At 74.5% G+C, this 16,084-nt stretch carries 14 protein-coding genes and 1 pseudogene; 1 reads left to right on the top strand and 14 read right to left on the bottom strand.

Features of this window, described 5'->3' with window-relative positions; all coding sequences use genetic code 11:
- Positions 1-127 precede the first annotated feature (127 nt).
- Positions 128-1,144 (top strand): hypothetical protein, encoded by a 1,017-nt coding sequence (locus LGQ04_RS07015; RefSeq protein WP_229242956.1) that lies wholly within the window; start codon positions 128-130, stop codon positions 1,142-1,144.
- Between the two features lie 122 nt (positions 1,145-1,266).
- Here the strand turns inward: LGQ04_RS07015 and LGQ04_RS07010 are convergent, their stop codons facing one another.
- The 14 genes and pseudogenes from LGQ04_RS07010 to LGQ04_RS06945 form a co-directional block, all read right to left on the bottom strand.
- On the bottom strand, positions 1,267-1,851 hold the full coding sequence (locus LGQ04_RS07010) for a hypothetical protein (RefSeq protein ID WP_229242955.1): 585 nt from the start codon (positions 1,849-1,851) through the stop codon (positions 1,267-1,269).
- Positions 1,852-2,123: 272 nt separating this feature from the next.
- The gene (locus LGQ04_RS07005; RefSeq protein ID WP_229243042.1) at positions 2,124-4,292 is read right to left on the bottom strand and encodes a glycosyl hydrolase family 18 protein; all 2,169 of its coding nucleotides are present in this window, start codon (positions 4,290-4,292) and stop codon (positions 2,124-2,126) included.
- Positions 4,293-4,296: 4 nt separating this feature from the next.
- Positions 4,297-4,467, bottom strand: a complete 171-nt coding sequence (locus LGQ04_RS07000) for a hypothetical protein (protein WP_229243045.1) — start codon at positions 4,465-4,467, stop codon at positions 4,297-4,299.
- A gap of 50 nt (positions 4,468-4,517) precedes the next feature.
- A pseudogene (locus tag LGQ04_RS06995) lies at positions 4,518-4,733 on the bottom strand (hypothetical protein); the annotation flags it as partial.
- A gap of 197 nt (positions 4,734-4,930) precedes the next feature.
- Positions 4,931-6,844, bottom strand: coding sequence for a glycosyl hydrolase family 18 protein (locus LGQ04_RS06990; RefSeq protein WP_308016365.1), 1,914 nt, complete (start codon positions 6,842-6,844; stop codon positions 4,931-4,933).
- A 174-nt stretch (positions 6,845-7,018) separates the two neighbouring features.
- Positions 7,019-10,048 carry a helix-turn-helix transcriptional regulator gene (locus tag LGQ04_RS06985; protein WP_229242954.1) on the bottom strand — a complete coding sequence of 1,010 codons (3,030 nt, stop codon included), beginning with the start codon at positions 10,046-10,048 and terminating at the stop codon, positions 7,019-7,021.
- A 243-nt stretch (positions 10,049-10,291) separates the two neighbouring features.
- The gene (gene dtd, locus LGQ04_RS06980; RefSeq protein WP_229242953.1) at positions 10,292-10,732 is read right to left on the bottom strand and encodes a D-aminoacyl-tRNA deacylase; all 441 of its coding nucleotides are present in this window, start codon (positions 10,730-10,732) and stop codon (positions 10,292-10,294) included.
- On the bottom strand, positions 10,729-11,757 hold the full coding sequence (locus LGQ04_RS06975) for an asparaginase (protein ID WP_229242952.1): 1,029 nt from the start codon (positions 11,755-11,757) through the stop codon (positions 10,729-10,731). The genes dtd and LGQ04_RS06975 overlap by 4 nt, the downstream gene beginning before the upstream one ends.
- Positions 11,754-12,095 carry a DUF2516 family protein gene (locus LGQ04_RS06970; protein WP_308016364.1) on the bottom strand — a complete coding sequence of 114 codons (342 nt, stop codon included), beginning with the start codon at positions 12,093-12,095 and terminating at the stop codon, positions 11,754-11,756. Before LGQ04_RS06970 ends, LGQ04_RS06975 begins: the two co-directional genes overlap by 4 nt.
- 82 nt (positions 12,096-12,177) lie before the next feature.
- A complete protein-coding gene (locus tag LGQ04_RS06965) occupies positions 12,178-12,624 on the bottom strand; it encodes a type II toxin-antitoxin system VapC family toxin (protein WP_229242951.1) in 447 nt (148 codons plus the stop codon).
- Between the two features lie 7 nt (positions 12,625-12,631).
- Positions 12,632-12,934 carry a type II toxin-antitoxin system Phd/YefM family antitoxin gene (locus tag LGQ04_RS06960; protein WP_229242950.1) on the bottom strand — a complete coding sequence of 101 codons (303 nt, stop codon included), beginning with the start codon at positions 12,932-12,934 and terminating at the stop codon, positions 12,632-12,634.
- 82 nt (positions 12,935-13,016) lie between these two features.
- Positions 13,017-14,150: an FUSC family protein gene (locus LGQ04_RS06955; RefSeq protein WP_229242949.1), complete on the bottom strand. Its 1,134-nt coding sequence runs from the start codon at positions 14,148-14,150 to the stop codon at positions 13,017-13,019.
- Complete coding sequence (gene ygfZ / locus LGQ04_RS06950) at positions 14,147-15,289, bottom strand: CAF17-like 4Fe-4S cluster assembly/insertion protein YgfZ (protein ID WP_229242948.1); 1,143 nt, start codon at positions 15,287-15,289, stop codon at positions 14,147-14,149. Before ygfZ ends, LGQ04_RS06955 begins: the two co-directional genes overlap by 4 nt.
- A 43-nt stretch (positions 15,290-15,332) precedes the next feature.
- A complete protein-coding gene (locus LGQ04_RS06945) occupies positions 15,333-15,929 on the bottom strand; it encodes a heme-binding beta-barrel domain-containing protein (protein WP_229242947.1) in 597 nt (198 codons plus the stop codon).
- Positions 15,930-16,084: the final 155 nt, after the last annotated feature.

The raw sequence follows: 16,084 nt of genomic DNA, 5'->3' as shown, positions 1-16,084 counted from the left end.
CGACATCTCGACGTCATTCCGCCGGGGCGCGACCCACCTCTCGCGATCCGCCCCTGCGGCACGCATCAGCAGCACCTCGCCGTGCTCTCTCCTCTCGACCAGCATCGATCCAGACGGGTGACCATCCATGCGCAGGACGTACGGGCGCCGCGGGCGCGCCACACTCATCGGCCTCGTCGCCGCCGCAGCCGCGGTCCTCGCTGCCCCGACGACCGCGGCCGCCGCGGACGGTGAGGACTACGTCCCCACGATCGACCTGGCGCAGCCCGTGTGCGACGGAGACGTGCCGTACCTGGACTACGTCTTCACGCTGCCCGAGGGCTACGACCCGGGCGAGGACGACCCGCTGACGATCACGTGGGTCAACCCGGACGGCGAGGACGTCGTCCAGAGCGGCCTCCCCCTCGAGGGGCGCGTCCTGTGGGCGGGCGCGGAGGTCGACGAGGACGGCAACCCCGTCGACTGGCCGGGGTGGAGCCTCGTCGACGGCGAGTGGGTCGTCGGCGACGAGTACGACTGGGTGCGCGAGGGTGTGACCGTGCGCTTCGAGGTGAACCCGAGCGCCGAGGAGGTCGTCGCCTACCCGCCGTCGTCACCCGACTGCCTCACGAACCCGCCGGGAGGCGAGCCGACCATCGACGTCGACGTCCTCACGCCGGTCTGCGTCGACGGCGTCTCCTACCTCGACTACGGCGTCACCGTGACGGGGACGCCGAACGACACCGTCACGCTCACGTGGGACAACCCGGACGGCCCCGACGAGGTGCAGGCCGACCTCCCGCTGCAGGGCCGGGTGCTGTGGCCCGGCGCCTACCCCGAGCGCTTCGTCGAGCTGCCCGCCGACGAGGGGTGGGAGCTCGTCAACAACATGTGGATGAACACGGCGACGCACGGCTGGGCCGTCGGCACGGTCGACGTGACCTTCGCGGTGAACCCCGAGGTCACCGTCCCGGTGACGTACCCGCAGGACACCAGCACCTGCTTCCCCGGTACCGTCCCGGTCGACAACCCGAAGGCCCCGACGGACGAGCCGAGCCTGGCCGAGACGGGCGCGACGGTCGGCCTGTACGCCGCGGTCGCCGCGGGGCTCGCGGTCGTCGGCGCGGCGGTCCTGATGCTCGCGCGACGCACCCGCAAGGGCTGACGGCGCGGTCCGGCCGTCCCCCGGCCCGGACCCGCCCGACGGACGACGGGCCCCGCACCTGCCACGAGGTGCGGGGCCCGTCGTCGTCCCGGCGCACCGGGAGGGAGGGGGTGCCGGGATCGTCAGGCCGGTGCCCACGCCCCGGCGGCGAGGCGCGACTCCAGGCCCTCGAAAGCCCAGCGGTCCACGACGAGGACGTCGCCCGACGGCCCGTCGGCGACGAACCACTGGAGCTGCTCGACCGTGCGGACCTCCGTGCCCGCGTCGTCGACGCACGAGACGGTCCACCGGGTGAGCGTCGCCGGGGAACCGCCGACCTCGACCTCGGACTCCTCCGTCGACTCCCCCGCACGCGCGACGAGACCCTCCGGACCCGGGCACGTCGCGCCGTCGGGCACGTACGCGGCCGCCGGGTCCACCCCGTCGAGCGCGCCGCCGAGGAGGATCTCGAAGCTGGGGCACGCGGCGTCCTCGGGGCACCCGCCGGCGCGCACCTGGGTCACGCCGTCCGCGGGCTGGATGACCGACCAGTAGTCGGCCGCAGGGAGATCGAGCGGTCCCACCCGGACCTGCGACCCGTGCTGGGCGTGGTCGCCGTGGGCCTCGTGGTCGCCACCGACTCCCGCAGGGCCGGACCCCCCGGCGTCCTCGGACGCCGCGGCGTCGCCCGTCTGCGGCTCCGCTCCGCCCGTGCAGGCGGCGAGCACGCCGACCAGCGCGAGTGCGGCGACGGTGGAGGCGGTGGTACGAGCGGACCGCCCGGAGGACGGAGGACGAGTGGTGCCGCGGCGCAGATGCACAGTGACTTGCCTTTCACGATCGGAGGATCCCCGTCGCCCACTGGGGAGGGCGACGGAGCACCTCGTCGGCTGTCCACGCTAACCAGCGCGCTCGGCCGACGAGATGGGGGAGTTCCACATGGAGAGGCCCTGCGGGTACGGGTTTTCCCGTACCCGCAGGGCCGGTCGGTGGGCGGAGGTCAGCAGACCCCGCCGTCGGCCCACGGCCCCCAGGCAGAGGCACCCGGGGTGTCGTTCTGGGTCCAGTAGCGAGCGGTCCACACCTTGCCGGCGTGGCTCACGACCGTGCCGCCCGTGTAGACCGTGCCGGCCGCCCACGCGGGGGCCGTGCACTGCCCGTTCCCGTTCCCGTTGCCGTTGCCGTTGCCCGTGCCGGAGCCCGGGAGGTCGACGACGGTCGCACCGCGCAGGTGGTCGTACGTGGTCGAGTACGCCACGCCGTCGACCGTCACGATGACGTTCGAGAACTGCGCCGCGGGGAGCGCCCACTTGAGCTGGTTCGTGATCGACCCGCCCGCCGGGATGCCACCGGTCGGCACCGTGAACTGCACGGTGTGGAAGTCGCCGTCGAGGCCGCCCACGTTGTCGCCCGTGTGGCCCTTCGCCGTCACGGTCGTCTTGAAGCCGCTCCAGTCGCTCATCTCGCCCGTGTCGGTCGTGCCGTACTGGAACGAGATCAGCGCACCCGCCGGGATGTCCGTCGCACCGTTGTTGGTGAAGACGACCTTGGGCGAGATCGGGTAGTTGTTGTCGCCGAGCGCGAACTCGGTGTACCGGATGTCGACGTCGAGCGCCTTCGTCGGCATCGGGCGGTCCGCGTTCGCCTTCGTCGCGCCGTACGGCGTGGACGAGGAGAACTTCGTGTGCATGAGGTCGACCAGGGAGCTGCCGATCTCGTACTGACCCTTGGCCTGGTTGTAGTCGTAGTCGCCCGCGAGCTCCCAGATCATCAGGCCACCGAGGCCGGTGTCGTTGACGTAGTCCGCCTTGGCCGCGACCGCCTGGTCGGAGTCACCGGACAGGAACACCTTGCGCTGCGCGTTCCACCACCACTCGTTCTTCGTCACCGGGTCGAAGTGGTGCGTGTACGTGCCCGTGAAGCTCGTCGGCACCTTGTACGACGTCGCGTAGTCGCCCGTGATCCCCTTCTGCAGGTTGAGCACGTGCCAGATCGGGTTGACGCCCGCCGGCACCGCGTTGCCCTGCGGGTCGGTGTCGTACCAGAGGTTGTCCACACCCTCGGCGCCGTAGCCGCACTTGTTGTTCGTACCGGCCGGGCACGCGAAGCCGGCCGGTGCCGGTGCGCGACCGCCCATGCCGTTCGTGCCGCCCTGCACGTTCTGGAAGCCGCGCGTGTAGAACGGCACGCCCAGGTTGATGCGGCCGCCCTGCATCGCGCCGCGGAAGTAGTGCGACGACCAGTCGCCGTTGAGGTAGCCGATGCCCTTGTAGGCCGTGTAGACGCCACCGGCCGCGAGCTCCGGGTCCTTGCCGTCGTCGAACAGGGCGCCGTTGCCGCCCACGTACTCGTTCCACGCCCCGTGCAGGTCGTACGTCATCATGTTGACGTAGTCGGTGTACTGCGTGACCTGGTAGACCTCCATGCCCCGCAGGAGCCACCCCGAGGAAGGGGTCGCGGTGGTGAGCATGTAGTACTCGCCGTCCTGCGCGCCCGCGACGTCGAGCTTCTCGCGCAGCGTCTTCATGAGGTCGATGTAGCCCTTGAAGAGCTGGCCGCGACGCTTGTCGGAGATGTGGAAGTCGTCGGGGTTCCCGGCCTGGTTGTTCGAGGTCGGGTACTCGTAGTCGATGTCGATGCCGTCGAACCCGTACTCACGGATGAACGCCACCACCGAGTCGGCGAACGTGTCGATCTTCGCCTGGGACTCCGTCATCGTGTAGAAGCCGCCCGAGGCGACGCGCTTGCCGCTCGCGTCGAAGTAGCCGCCCGTCTCGGCCCAGCCGCCGACGGCGGGGAGCACCTTGACGCCCGGGTTCTCCTTCTTGTACTTCGCGAGCAGGTTGAAGTGGCCCGTGTAGTCGAGCGTCGGGTCCATCTCGGCGCCCGCGACGCCCGGCCACGTCATGTCGGTCGCCGAGTTGCCCGGCGCCGACGCGTTCACGGAGACCTTGTTCTGGCCGTCGACGTGCGCGAACGCGTAGTTGATGTGCGAGATCTTGTTCCAGGGGATGTCGCTCGCGAGGTAGCGGGGCTGCTCGTTGACGCCCGTGCGCCACGAGGTGAAGTACCCGATCACGCGGCGGTCCAGGCCGTTCGGGAGCTTCTCCCGGCCGTTCTCGTCGTAGACGTCGCAGTACGGCGTGTTGACGCCCGGCGTCTGGACCATGCCGTCAGGGCGGCACTTCTCGTCCGGGTTCGCGGACGGGTTCGGCGTCGGGGTCGGCGTCGGGGTCGGCGTCGGGGTCGGCGTGGGCGTCGGCGTGGGCGTCGGAGTCGGCGTCGGGGTCGGCGTCGGCGTGGGCGTCGGCGTCGTCCCGCCACAGGCGCCGAGCGACTGCCACGGTCCTCCGGCGGTGCCCGGCCTCTCGTTCTGCGTCCACCACTTGGCTCGGTAGTTGACCCCGTCCAGCGAGGCGGAGGTGCCGCCGGTGTAGACGGTCCCGGCGGACCACGCCGGTGCACAGGGTTCGGCGGCGGTCGCCGCGCTCGGGCCCAGCGCGGCGGACAGACCCGCCGCCTGGAAGGTCGCGGCGGTGAGCGCCGCGACGAGGCGCCCACGGGCGCCGCGGTGGCGCCCGGAGGCGCGGGGGGACGATGGCAGGTGCATGCGTGTGGTTCCTCGTTCGTGCAGGACCGCCGTGCGGCGGTCGTCTGGCGGGGCGGACCGGCCCGCCCGTGTCCCGGGGCGGGGACGCGGACGGGCGGGTCTGCCCCTGGGGAGTCCGTGACGTGGGGCGACGCCACGGACGGGACGCCGGGCGCCGCCGGCCGGCCGGATCTGCCGGCCGACGTCGCCCGGCAGGGTCAGCAGGCGCCGAGCGCCGCCCACGGGCCGTACTGCTCCGCGCCGGGGACGTTGTTCTGCGTCCACCACTTCGCGCGGTAGCTCTGGCCCTGGTAGGAGACGGTCTGGCCGCCGGTGTAGACCGTCGACGCGGACCACGCCGGCGCGGTGCACGTGCCCGGGTCGGTCGGGTCGGTCGGGTCCGTCGGGTCGGTCGGCGTGGTGCCGCCGCACGTCCCGGTGGCCTCCCACGGGCCGCCCGCGCTCGGCTTCTCGCCCTGGGTCCACCACTTGGCGCGGTAGTTCTTCCCCTCGAAGGAGACCTTCGCCCCGGCGCTGTAGACGCCGCCCGCGGTCCACGCCGCCTCGCAGCCGGCGCCCGGGTCGGTCGGGTCAGTCGGGTCCGTCGGGTCGGTCGGGTCCGTCGGGTCGGTCGGGTCCGTCGGGTCGGTCGGGTCCGTCGGGTTCGACGGACCGTCCGTGCCGTCGACCGGGCCGGGCGTCGCCGCACGGAGCTTGTCGATGAACCCGCCGGACAGCGTGCCGTCGTGGTTGCCCGACAGGTCCCACCACATGCCGCCGCCGAGGCCCTTCGCGACCACGTAGTCGGCCTTCGCGGAGACCGAGCGGGGGTTGTCGTAGCTCCACCACTGGGTGCCGTCGTAGCGCCAGGCCGAGACCGTCTGCGGGTCGTAGTAGTCCTGACCCCGGTTGCGGAGCTTGTCGTAGTCCTCGTTGCCTGCCTCCCAGGTGCCGGGGGCGGCACCGGTCGCCGACTGCCACGGCTGGGACGACTTCACGCCCGTCCAGCCACGCCCGTACATCGCGAGGCCGAGGCCGAGCTGCGACGGGTCGATCCCGGTGCGCAGGTACTCGTTCACAGCCTTCTCGACGCTGAACTGCCGGTTGGCCGGACGCGGGTCGGCGGGGTCGTCGTAGAGGTTGCCCTGGTGCCCGGTGAGAGCCGGGTCCCACGCACCGTGCAGGTCGTAGCCCTGGACGTTGCCGAAGTCGAGGTACTGGAAGATCTCGGGGTCGTTCCAGCCGCCCGCGGCGATGTCGTCCGGGTTGGCCGGGAGGAACGCGGAGAGCAGGTACGTCTTGCCGGTCTGCGCGCCGTAGGCGTCGAGCTGGGTGCGGAACTCCTTGAGCAGCAGCTTGAAGTTGCGCTTGTCGTTGACGACGTCGACGTGGTTGCCCTCGAGGCCGTTGTTCGAGCCGGGCCACTCCCAGTCGATGTCGATGCCGTCGAACACGCCCGCGGCCGCGCCGGCGCCGCCGCGGCCGTCGATGACGGGCAGGTTGCCCTTGATGTAGATGTCGATGCAGGAGGAGACGAGCTTCTTGCGGGACGCGTCCGTGGCCGCGGCCTTCGAGAAGTTCTTCGACCAGGTCCAGCCGCCGAGCGAGATCATCGGCCGCAGGTGCGGGTTCTTCGCCTTGAGCTGCTTGAGCTGGTTGAACGAGCCGGCGAGCGGCTGGTCCCACGTGTCGGTCACGCCCGCGACGGAGTTCGCGGCGGTGTAACCCATGCCGAAGTCGGCCCACGCGTCGCCCGCGCCGTCGGAGCCGTTGGGCCCGGTGCCCTGCGCCTTGTTGGCGATGAAGCACGTGAGGTTCTGGTGGTGGATGTTGCCGAAGGAGTAGTTGATGTGCGTCAGGTCGGCGGCGGCACCGGAGTCCTGGAGCTTCTTCAGCTTGAAGTCGCGGCCGTACACGCCCCACTGCGTGAAGTAGCCGACGTTGCGGTAGCCGTTGATGTCGCTGTCGCCGGGGTCGGCGACCGTGGTCGTCGCGGCCGCTGCCGGCGGCGCCGCCTGGGCGCTCGTCGCGCCGGCGACGAGCCCGGCGACGAGCGCCGCCGTGGTGGCGAGCGCCGTCGCGGCACCGGCGCGTCGGCGTCCGGTCCGTCTCGCTCGGGGGAACACGTCCATGGGTTCTGCCTCACTGGGTGTCGGGGCGACGGGGCCCGCAGGGCCTCGTCGCCGGGTCACCACGAACGTAGGCAGGACGTCGGCGAATCGTAATCCGCGCTTTCCACATTGTTCACGCTGCGAACTTACCGGCACCGTAAGGGGAAACCCTTAGTGATACGAGGCCGTGTTGGACTACCGTCCAACACGGTGCGCGAGCACCGTGAGCTCCACGCGCGAGCGCACACCGAGCTTGCGGAACACGCGTCCGAGGTGCACCTCGACGGTGCGCACCGAGAGGTAGAGCTGGTCCGCCACCTCCCGGTTCGACGCCCCCTGGACGACGAGCAGCGCGACGTCCAGCTCACGCTCCGTCAGCTCGTCGACCCAGCGCTCGCGCAGCTCGGCGAGCGCCTGGTCCGAGACGTCGCTCTCCCGCGCGGCGAGCCGGCACGAGTCCGGGGGCACCACGGCACGCTGCACCGGCGGCACCGACGCGGCAGCGGCGACGCCGTGCACCCCGGGCCCGCCGGCCGGGCCCGCGTCGAGCAGCCCGGGCGCGACGCCGTCCGGACCCACCGCATCGGGGCCGCCGTCCTCGACCACCGACCCGCCGAGCCGACGCACCACCTCGACCAGCTCGTCCCGCGCGACGTTGGCCCAGGCGTCCGCCCCGGCCTCCGCGAACAGCTCGATCGCGGAGAGGAACTGACCGTGCGCCCGCTGGAGCTCGCCGGCGCGCACGAGGGCCCGCCCCGCGCACAGGTCCGTCCGCGCGTGCTCGTAGGGCGACGAGGTCGTCCGGTTGACGCGCGTCGCGCGGTCGAGCGGTCCGGAGAGCTCGTCAGGAGAGGCGAGCGCGATGTCGGCACGGACGAGGGCGGCCGAGCGCAGCGACGACGGCAGCTCCTTGGCGTCGACCCGACGGCGCGAGAGGGCACGCTGGGCTGCGTCGACCCGTCCCGCCACGACCCACGACTCGATGTCGTCGAGGCCGGGCAGCGGGAGCATCCGCGCGCTGTCGGGCCGTTCGCGCTCCGCGGCGAGCTCCAGCAGCGTCGCGGCCTGCGTGACGTGGTGGGCGAACGACGCGCCGATCGCCCGGTCCACGAGCAGACCGAGCCGCACCGGACGCGACGTCGGGCTCGCGCACGTCTCCTCGAGCGCGGTGGAGATCTCGCCCACGGCCCCGACCGTCATCATGTCGACGCGGCGCGCGGCGGCCACGCCGAGCCCCGCGAACGGCAGCCCGAGCGGGAGCCGGAACGCCGCGTCGGCGACCTCGTCCGCCGCGCGCGCGAGGTTCCCGCGCCAGATGTGCACGAGCACCTGCGCGAGGCGCACGTGCGCCTCCGCGAGCGGGGTCAGGGCCGTGGACGGACCGTCGAACCAGCGGGCTCCGTCGTCGCGCACGGGCGCGAGGGACGCGACGGCGCTCGACAGGGTCTGCGCGGCGGCGTCCGCGTTGTCGTCCGCGGCGAGCAGCAGGGCACGGCACACGAGCACCGAGGACTCGTGGTCCGGACCGAGCTGTGCCTCCGGCACGGCGGCCGGCCGCTCCCCCACGCCGAAGACCGCGGCCCAGGACCGGCCGAGAGCCAGCTCGGCACGCAGGTCCGGCCCGTCCTCCCCGTCCTGGCACAGCCCGGCCGCCGTGTCGAGGAGCTGTGCCGCGCTCACCCCGTCGCCGCGCTCCGCGTGGAGCCGTGCGGCGGCGAGGACGCCGCGGGCGATCCCCGCCACGTCGTCGTCGCGGGCGCTCGCTCCGTCGAGGGCCCCGAGGTACGGCGTGAGCACGTCGTCGGGCACCTGGCCCTCGGCGAAGGTCAGCGCGGCGACCAGCGGGCCCAGGGTCCGCGCGCGCAGCGCCTCGTCGCCGCTGCGCGCCGCCTTGCGCAACCAGTCCGCGGCGTCCTGGACGTGGCCCGAGCGCAGCGCGGCGGTCCCGGCGACGGCGAACGCCTCGGCCCGGTCCGGTCCGGCGGCCTGGCTCGCCGCCTCCCGGGCGACCTCGTGCGCCCACACGACGTCGCCCCGGTCGAGGTGGCGGCGCGCCACCCGCAGCAGGTCGGGGACGAGCGCGGGGTCGCCCGCGAGGGTCGCGAGGGCCTCGTGCCACACCGCGACGTCGGCCTCGCCTGCCTGCCGGTGCGCGTCGGCGAGCGCGACGTGCGCCGCCGTGCGCTCCACGAGCCGGGCTCCGCCGTGGACGAGGGCGCGCATCCGCTCGTCGACGAACGCGAAGCGTCCGCCGACGAGCGCGAGATGCTCGGCGAGCGGCCCGTCGAGCAGCTGCGTGATCTCGTAGCCGGTCGCCGCGAGCAGGAGCTCGGTGCGGTCGACCACGGCGACCGCGGCGACGAGCAGCGCGTGCCGCTCCTCGTCCGTGAGGACCCCGAGGCGGTCGCCGAGCAGCGCACGGACGGCGGGGACGACGGGCAGCGGGTCGGGCAGGATCGAGGTTCCCGCGAGCTGCTCCGGGGTGAGGAGGTCGGCGGTCTGGACGATCGCCGCGGTGTTGCCGCCGAGCCGTCGCGCGAGGTGGGCGGCGACGTGCGGGGTGACGGCGAGGCGTCGTTCGACGACGAGCAGGTGCAGCGCGTCCGCGGCGGAGAGCGGAGGGACGCGGCGCAGCTCGAACGGGTACCCGGCGGAGTCCAGGCTGCCGTCCGCGGCGCTCGCCAGGAGCACCACGGGGACCCGCCTCTGCCCGACGAGCCCGGCGAGGACCATCCGGCTGCGCTCGTCCACGAGGTGGAGGTCGTCGGTGACGACGACGACCGTCGTCCCGCCGAACACGTCGGCGAGGAACTCCGCGAACGCGACGGCGGCGACCTCGGGCAGGTAGGCGTAGGTGGGGGCGGCGATGTCGAGCGCACGCTCGAGCGCGTCGGGCACCGCACGGCCGGAGAGGTGCGCCGCCTGCGACACGAGCGCGGCGACGGTCCCGCCGGGGACGGTGCCGCTCGACTGGGGACCGCAGCGCAGCACGGCGGGGGGCGCGGGCGCGGCGGAGACGGCCTGCCGGGCCGCCTCGAGCATCGAGCTCGCTCCCATGCCCAGCTCGGCGGTCCAGACGTACGCGCCCCGCCCCTCGGCGGCGGCCGCGAGCGCGAGGTCGATCTCCTGCGCGCGCGACGACATCCGTTCGAACCGGCGCGCGGCGCGAGCGGAGGCGCTGCGCACACGCTCGGGGACCGCAAGGTCCAGCGTGGTGTCCGACATGGCGGTCCCTCCCGTCCGAGGGCATCGTTGCCCGACGTCTAGGTTAAATGTTAACAACCCTCCGTAAACGCGGTGGTACACCCTCGTTTCCCCCTGGTGACGCGCGCCGACCGACGCCGCCGGTCGGCGGCGTCGCGGGAGCGGTCGGCCCGGGCGGCCTGCCGCCCCGTCCTCGGGTCGGTCGTCGCATGGCCAGACACTACGGACGTTCCGCCCTCCTCGCGCCGCCGCGGGCGGTTCCTCTCAGACCTCGACGAGGATCGTCACGGGACCGTCACCGACGAGCGCGACCTCCATGTGCGCGCCGAACTCCCCCGTCGCGACCTCGACGCCGCGGGCCCGCAGCGTCTGGACGACGGCGTCGACGAGGGGCCTCGCGACGTCGCCCGGTGCCGCCCCGTTCCAGGACGGGCGGCGGCCCTTGCGGACGTCGGCGTAGAGCGTGAACTGGCTGACGACGAGCACCGGCGCACCGGTGTCGCTCACGGAGCGCTCGCCGTCGAGGATGCGCAGCTCGGCGATCTTGCGCGCGACGGTCTCCACCTGCGCGGGGCCGTCGTCGTGGGTCGCACCGACGAGCGCGACGATGCCGGGCCGGTCGATCGAGCCGACGACGTCCCGGGTGCCGTCGTCCCGCACGACGGTGACGCTCGCGCGCACCACACGCTGCAGCACCGCCCTCACGAGGGTTCCCTCCGCGGTCCGGCGAGCGCCTCGACGACGCGCACGGCACCCACCGGGTGCCCGCCGCCGAGCACGGGCACGGCGCCGAGCGCGTCGAGGGCGTCGACGTCCGCCCCGGGGACGGCCGCCGCGCCGAGACGTCGCAGCGCCGCCGCCAGCAGCGCGGGCCGGGGACGGGACGCGCCGTCGAGCACCTTGAGGGCGAGCGCCCCGCCGTCGGGCAGGCCCGCCACGTAGACGCCGTCCGCGCCGTCCTTGGCGACCAGCCCCGGCACGGCGCGCATCGCGCGCGTCGCGTCGCGCTCGGGACCGGCGACCATCCAGGGGAAGGAGGACATCGCCCCTGCCACCGCCGCCTCGGGCGAGCCGGGCGTGCGCGACGGCGCGGCGGCGAGCCGGGCGACGCCGCGCGCCAGGCCGCGGGGCGTCGTCGAGAACAGGGGTGCGCCGCACCCGTCGACGGTCGCGTGCTCCACGGGCACGCCCGTGAGCTCCGCCACGGCCTCCCGCACGGCGACCTGGAGGGGGTGGGCGGGGTCGAGGTACGTCCGGGTGTCCCAGCCCGCGGCGACGCACGTCGCGAGCATCGCCGCGTGCTTGCCCGAGCAGTTCTGGGTGAGCGACGAGGGACCGCCGTGCTCCGCCTGCCACGCGAGGGCCGTGGCGCCGTGCAGCGGCATGTCGGGGGTGTTGCGCAGCGCCGACGCGTCCAGGCCCGCGCGCGCGAGGATCTCCTGCGTCCCGGCGACGTGCTCCGGGCGCCCGTCGTGGCTGGCGGCCGCGAGAGCGAGCAGACGCGCGGGCAGGTCGAGACCGTTGCGGAGCATGGCCACGGCCTGGAACGGCTTGACGCTCGACCGGGGCCAGACCACCGCGTCCGCGTCGCCGAGCACGAGCAGGGGGTCGTCGGCACCCCGCACGCCGTCGAGCAGCACCAGGTGGCCCAGGTGCACGGACTCCACGAGGTCGCCCCGCACCACCTCGGCGAGCGGCACGGCGCCGCCCGCCACGTCCCGGAGCGTCACCAGCCGGACGGGCGACCGCCGCCCGAACCGCCGCGGCGGCCGTTGCCGTACGGCTGGAGGCGCGGGCGCACGTCCACGAGGTAGACGATCGCCGCGACCACCGCGATGAGCCCGAGGAACCCGAGGTTCGGACCGCCGAGCGGGAGGGACAGGAAGCCGAGCACGGCCGCCGCACCGAGGATCGCGAGCCAGATCGGCTTGGTCAGCTTGCCCTCCGCGGTGAACGCGCTCGCCGGACGGCGCAGCGCGTCCACGAGGGCAAAGAGCTGGACGCCGAACACCACGAGGGTGAGCAGCAGGAAGATGATCCACTGGAGGGACCCGACGATTCCGAACACGTCCCGAGCCTACGTTCTGCACCGGCCGCGCGACACCACGCCACCCCCCCGCCCGGCCGCTCCGTCCGCGGCAGGTCACGCCCTACGGCACGACCCGCAGCCCCTGACCCCGGGAGGCCGCGGCGACGAACGGGTCCCACGCCGCGACGAGCGTGTCGTCGTGCGCGACGGCGAGCGCGCTCGCCACGTGCAGGGCGTCGTTGCTGCGCAGGACGAGTCCGTCGCCCGTCCCGGGCGACGCCGAACCGCCGAGCAGGGCAGAGGCTCGCGCGGCGACCGCCCCGGTCACCTCGACCACGTGCAGCGCGGGCCACAGCACCTGCCACCGGCGCAGCGCGGCGTCGTGCGCGGCGGGTCCGAGCACGCCGGCGCGCTCGCCCGCAGCGAGGGCCGCCCGCAGCTCGGTGTCGGTGAGCCGGCTCGTGACGACGACGTCGGCCCCGTCCCACAGCCGGCCGGCGAGGTCGGTCCCGGCCTCGGGGACGCAGAGCTTCACGAGGGCGCTCGCGTCGAAGTAGACGAGGGCCACGGTCGCCTCAGCGGCGGATGCGCCGCACGAGGGCGGCGACCCCGGACGGGCGGGTGCCCCGCACGGGCGGGCCGGGTGCGCGGGCCGCGGGGGCGGCGTCGGGCACGGGCAGCGCGTGGGCGGGGCGCTCCGCCGTCGGGGGCGTGAGGAGGCCGTCGCGCGTCAGCTCGGTGACGAGGTCCGCGGTCGCGACGCCGGTGAGCCGGGCGACGGGGACGCCGCGCTCCGTCACGACGACGTCCTCCCCCGCCCGCGCCCGCTCGATCCACGACTTCAGCTCGGCGCGGAACGCGCTGACGGGGACCTCCATCCCCCGACCGTACCCGGCCGGGGGCGGCACCGCGCAGGCTGAACCGGGGCCGTGAACCGGAGCGCGCAGGCCCGGTCCGGGCTCACAGGCCGGGCAGGGCGTCCCGCGCCTCCTCGGGGGTCGCGCCGGCCGCCTCCAGCGCGTCGACGAGGGGCGACCGCAGCAGCATGACGAGGGACTGCACCTGCCAGTCGCCCGACCCCACGACGTGCGGGTCGGCGCCCCGGGCCACCTCGACGAGCAGCTCGCGCGCGACGGCCGGGTCGCGGCCCGCCGCGATCGCCTCGGCGAGCACGCGCGTCCCCGCCCCGAAGTGGCCGACGAGGTCCGCGACGGGGTCCAGGTCCCGTTCCTCGTGACCGCCCGCGACGGGCCCGGCGCGCCGGGCCAGCACCCGCACGCTGCGCATCGCCCGGTCCAGCAGCACCGCCTGGCGTTCCATCGCACCGAGCTCGTCCCGGTGGCGCCGACCCGTCGCGGACACCCGGGCGAGCTCGCGCGCGGACGACGCCGCGGCCTTCCACTCCTCGATCGCGCCCTCCGACGCCCGCCCCGTGACGAGCGCCGCGTCGAGGTCCCCGCGGTCGCGGGCCCGCAGGCCGCGGGACAGGATCTCCAGCGTCCGGGCCAGCTCGGTCGTCGCCTCGGCCCCGAGGTGCCGGGGCCGGCGGCGCGGGTCGCCGGGCGTGAGCGCCGCGGCCAAGAGCGCGACGGCACCGCCCACCAGCGCGTCGGTCCACCGGCCGAGCGGCCCGCCCGCCTGCGCCGCCGGGAGCCCGACGATGACGATGGCCTGGACCCCCGCCTGCGTGGTGAGCATCGCGCCCCGGTCGATGAACCGCGCCGCGAGCGCCGACGCCGCGAGGACCACCGCGACCTGCCACCAGCCCGAGCCGATGACGTGCACCACGAGGTCGCCCAGGCCGACGCCGATCGCGACGCCCACCGCCACCTCGACGACGCGCCGCAGCTGGCGGTCCTGGCTGAACCCCAGGCAGATCCACGCGGCGACCGGGGCGAAGAACGGGGTGGGGTGGCCGAGCCCGTACCGTGCGACGCCGTACGCCAGCCCGGCGGCGGCCGACGCCTGGAGGATCGGCCAGAACGCGACGCGCACGCGGGAGGCCCCCTGGCGCAGGCGCGCCCGCAGGACCCGGCGCCGCCAGGCGGTGCGCGCGAGGTCCGCGGCACCCGGCCGGTCGCCGGCGTCGGTCACAGCATGCTCGACGGCGCGGCCTCACCCCGCGGCGTGATCCCCCGCGCGACGGGTCCGCGGGCGGCAGGCCGGTCCACCGAGACGCCCTCGCCCGGCACGACGACCTCCTGCCCGGCGGTGACGGCCCCGCCGTCGCAGTCGACCATCAGCACGGCGTCCTCGGGGACGCTGCGCTTGACGACGGCGAGCGCGACCGGCCCGAGCTCGTGGTGGCGGGCGACGGTCGTCACGGTGCCGACGGCGCGCCCGTCGAGCGTCACCTCCGCCCCGGCGACGGGGAGCAGGTGCCCGGAGCCGTCGAGGTGCAGCATGACGACCCGCCGCGGCGGGCGACCGAGGTTGTGGACGCGCGCGATCGTCTCCTGCCCGCGGTAGCAGCCCTTGTGCAGGTGCACGGCGGTGCGCAGCCAGTCGGTCTCGTGCGGGATCGCGCGGTGGTCGGCCTCGGTGGCGAGGCGGGGGCGCCACGCCTCGACGCGCAGAGCCTCGCTCGCCCACGTTCCCACGAGGCGCCAGCCGGCGGCCTCGCGCGCGGCGACGGCGTCGGCCAGGTCGGCCCGGGGCACGAGCACGAGGCGCCACGGCCGCTCACGGCCGGGGTGGTCCTCCTCCGGGGGGCCGTACCGCGTGCCGCCGCCGGTCACGCGCGGCCACGGGTCGCGCCACGTCACCGGCTCGCCCTCGGCGCCCTCCGCGTCGACGGGCTCCCCGAGCGCCGCGTACTCGTCCGTGACGTCGGCGATGTCCACGCGCAGCATGAACTTCATGCGGTCGAGCCACGCCGCGAGGTCCGCGGTGTGGGACCGCTCGGTGACGAGCCACGTCGCCTCGCCGTCGTCCACGACGGCCGCCGCGTGCTCGACGTGGCCCTGCGGGGACAGCACGAGCAGCTCCGTGGACGTGCGCGGCGCGAGGCCCTGCACGTCCTGGGACGTGATCGAGTGCAACCAGCCCAGGCGGTCCGGACCGCTCACGCGCACCACGCCCAGGTGCGACTGGTCGACGACGGCACCCCCGGTCTGCAGCGCGCGCTGCTCCCCCGTGGGGTCGCCGTAGTGCCACGCCACGCCCTCGTCGGGGCCGGTGGCGGCGACGGCGCCGTGCCGCTGCAGCAGGGGGCTGGTGTATCCGGTCGTCACTGGGGGTCCTCCTCCGTCGTCGCCCGTCCGGGCGCGGCCGCGGTCAGCCCGCCGGGCGGCGGCTCAGCTTCGCGGACGCGTACGACTGCAACGGCTCGCCGAAGGCCGCCAATTCCCACACCCACAGCAGCTTGCCCTCGACGAGGCCGAAGAGACGCTTGGACGCGCTGATCTCCGCGGCCGTCCCCGTGCGGGCGATGAGGTCGCTCGCGAGGTCGACCCGGCCGTTGCCGACCGCTCCGAGGTACACCGAGACGCGCCCGGACGGGTCGGCGAGCAGCACCTCCAGCGGGTGCTTGTCGTCGCCCAGGCCCTCGGGACGGTCGGTCGAGACGCGCCAGTAGCCGGTCTCGGTGGACCAGACCGTCCCGTCCTGGGCGGCCGCGTCGAGCGCGTCGGGCGCCCGCTCGGGCCACTCCCCCTCGTCGGGGACCGTGGCGGGGACCTCCGCCTCCAGCACGCGCAGGGTGGACTCGTACCGCAGGTACGGGCCGCCGTCGTGGTCGAACACGACGTCCTGCACGAACGGCGTCTCGTCGACGCCCGGGTACTTGACGACGCCCTCGCCGCGCCAGGATCCGACGAGCCAGGCCAGCGGGTACACCTCGGGCGCCAGGCCCTCGGGGAACTCGAACGCCATGGTCAGCGCTGACCCTTGTACAGCTTGTAGACGACGTACCCGGCGAACCACGTGATGGTGATCGTCGCCGCGATGAGGAGGCCGAGGAAGATCAGCTCGAGGGTGTGCGGGCTCATGGGGCCGATCCTACCGGCCGACCCGTGGGGCTACGCTCG

The sequence above is a fragment of the Cellulosimicrobium marinum genome (assembly GCF_020551945.1).
GTDB classification, from domain to species: Bacteria; Actinomycetota; Actinomycetes; order Actinomycetales; family Cellulomonadaceae; genus Cellulosimicrobium; species Cellulosimicrobium marinum.
This window is presented reverse-complemented; position numbering and strand designations above follow the sequence as displayed.

Bases quoted from the DNA above. Each gene is read 5' to 3' on its own strand.
- LGQ04_RS06990 (WP_308016365.1), bottom strand. From the start codon at position 6,844: ATGGACGTGTTCCCCCGAGCGAGACGGACCGGACGCCGACGCGCCGGT.
- LGQ04_RS06985 (WP_229242954.1), bottom strand. From the start codon at position 10,048: ATGTCGGACACCACGCTGGACCTTGCGGTCCCCGAGCGTGTGCGCAGC.
- LGQ04_RS06960 (WP_229242950.1), bottom strand. From the start codon at position 12,934: ATGGAGGTCCCCGTCAGCGCGTTCCGCGCCGAGCTGAAGTCGTGGATC.
- LGQ04_RS07005 (WP_229243042.1), bottom strand. From the start codon at position 4,292: ATGGTCCAGACGCCGGGCGTCAACACGCCGTACTGCGACGTCTACGAC.
- LGQ04_RS06945 (WP_229242947.1), bottom strand. From the start codon at position 15,929: ATGGCGTTCGAGTTCCCCGAGGGCCTGGCGCCCGAGGTGTACCCGCTG.
- LGQ04_RS07015 (WP_229242956.1), top strand. From the start codon at position 128: ATGCGCAGGACGTACGGGCGCCGCGGGCGCGCCACACTCATCGGCCTC.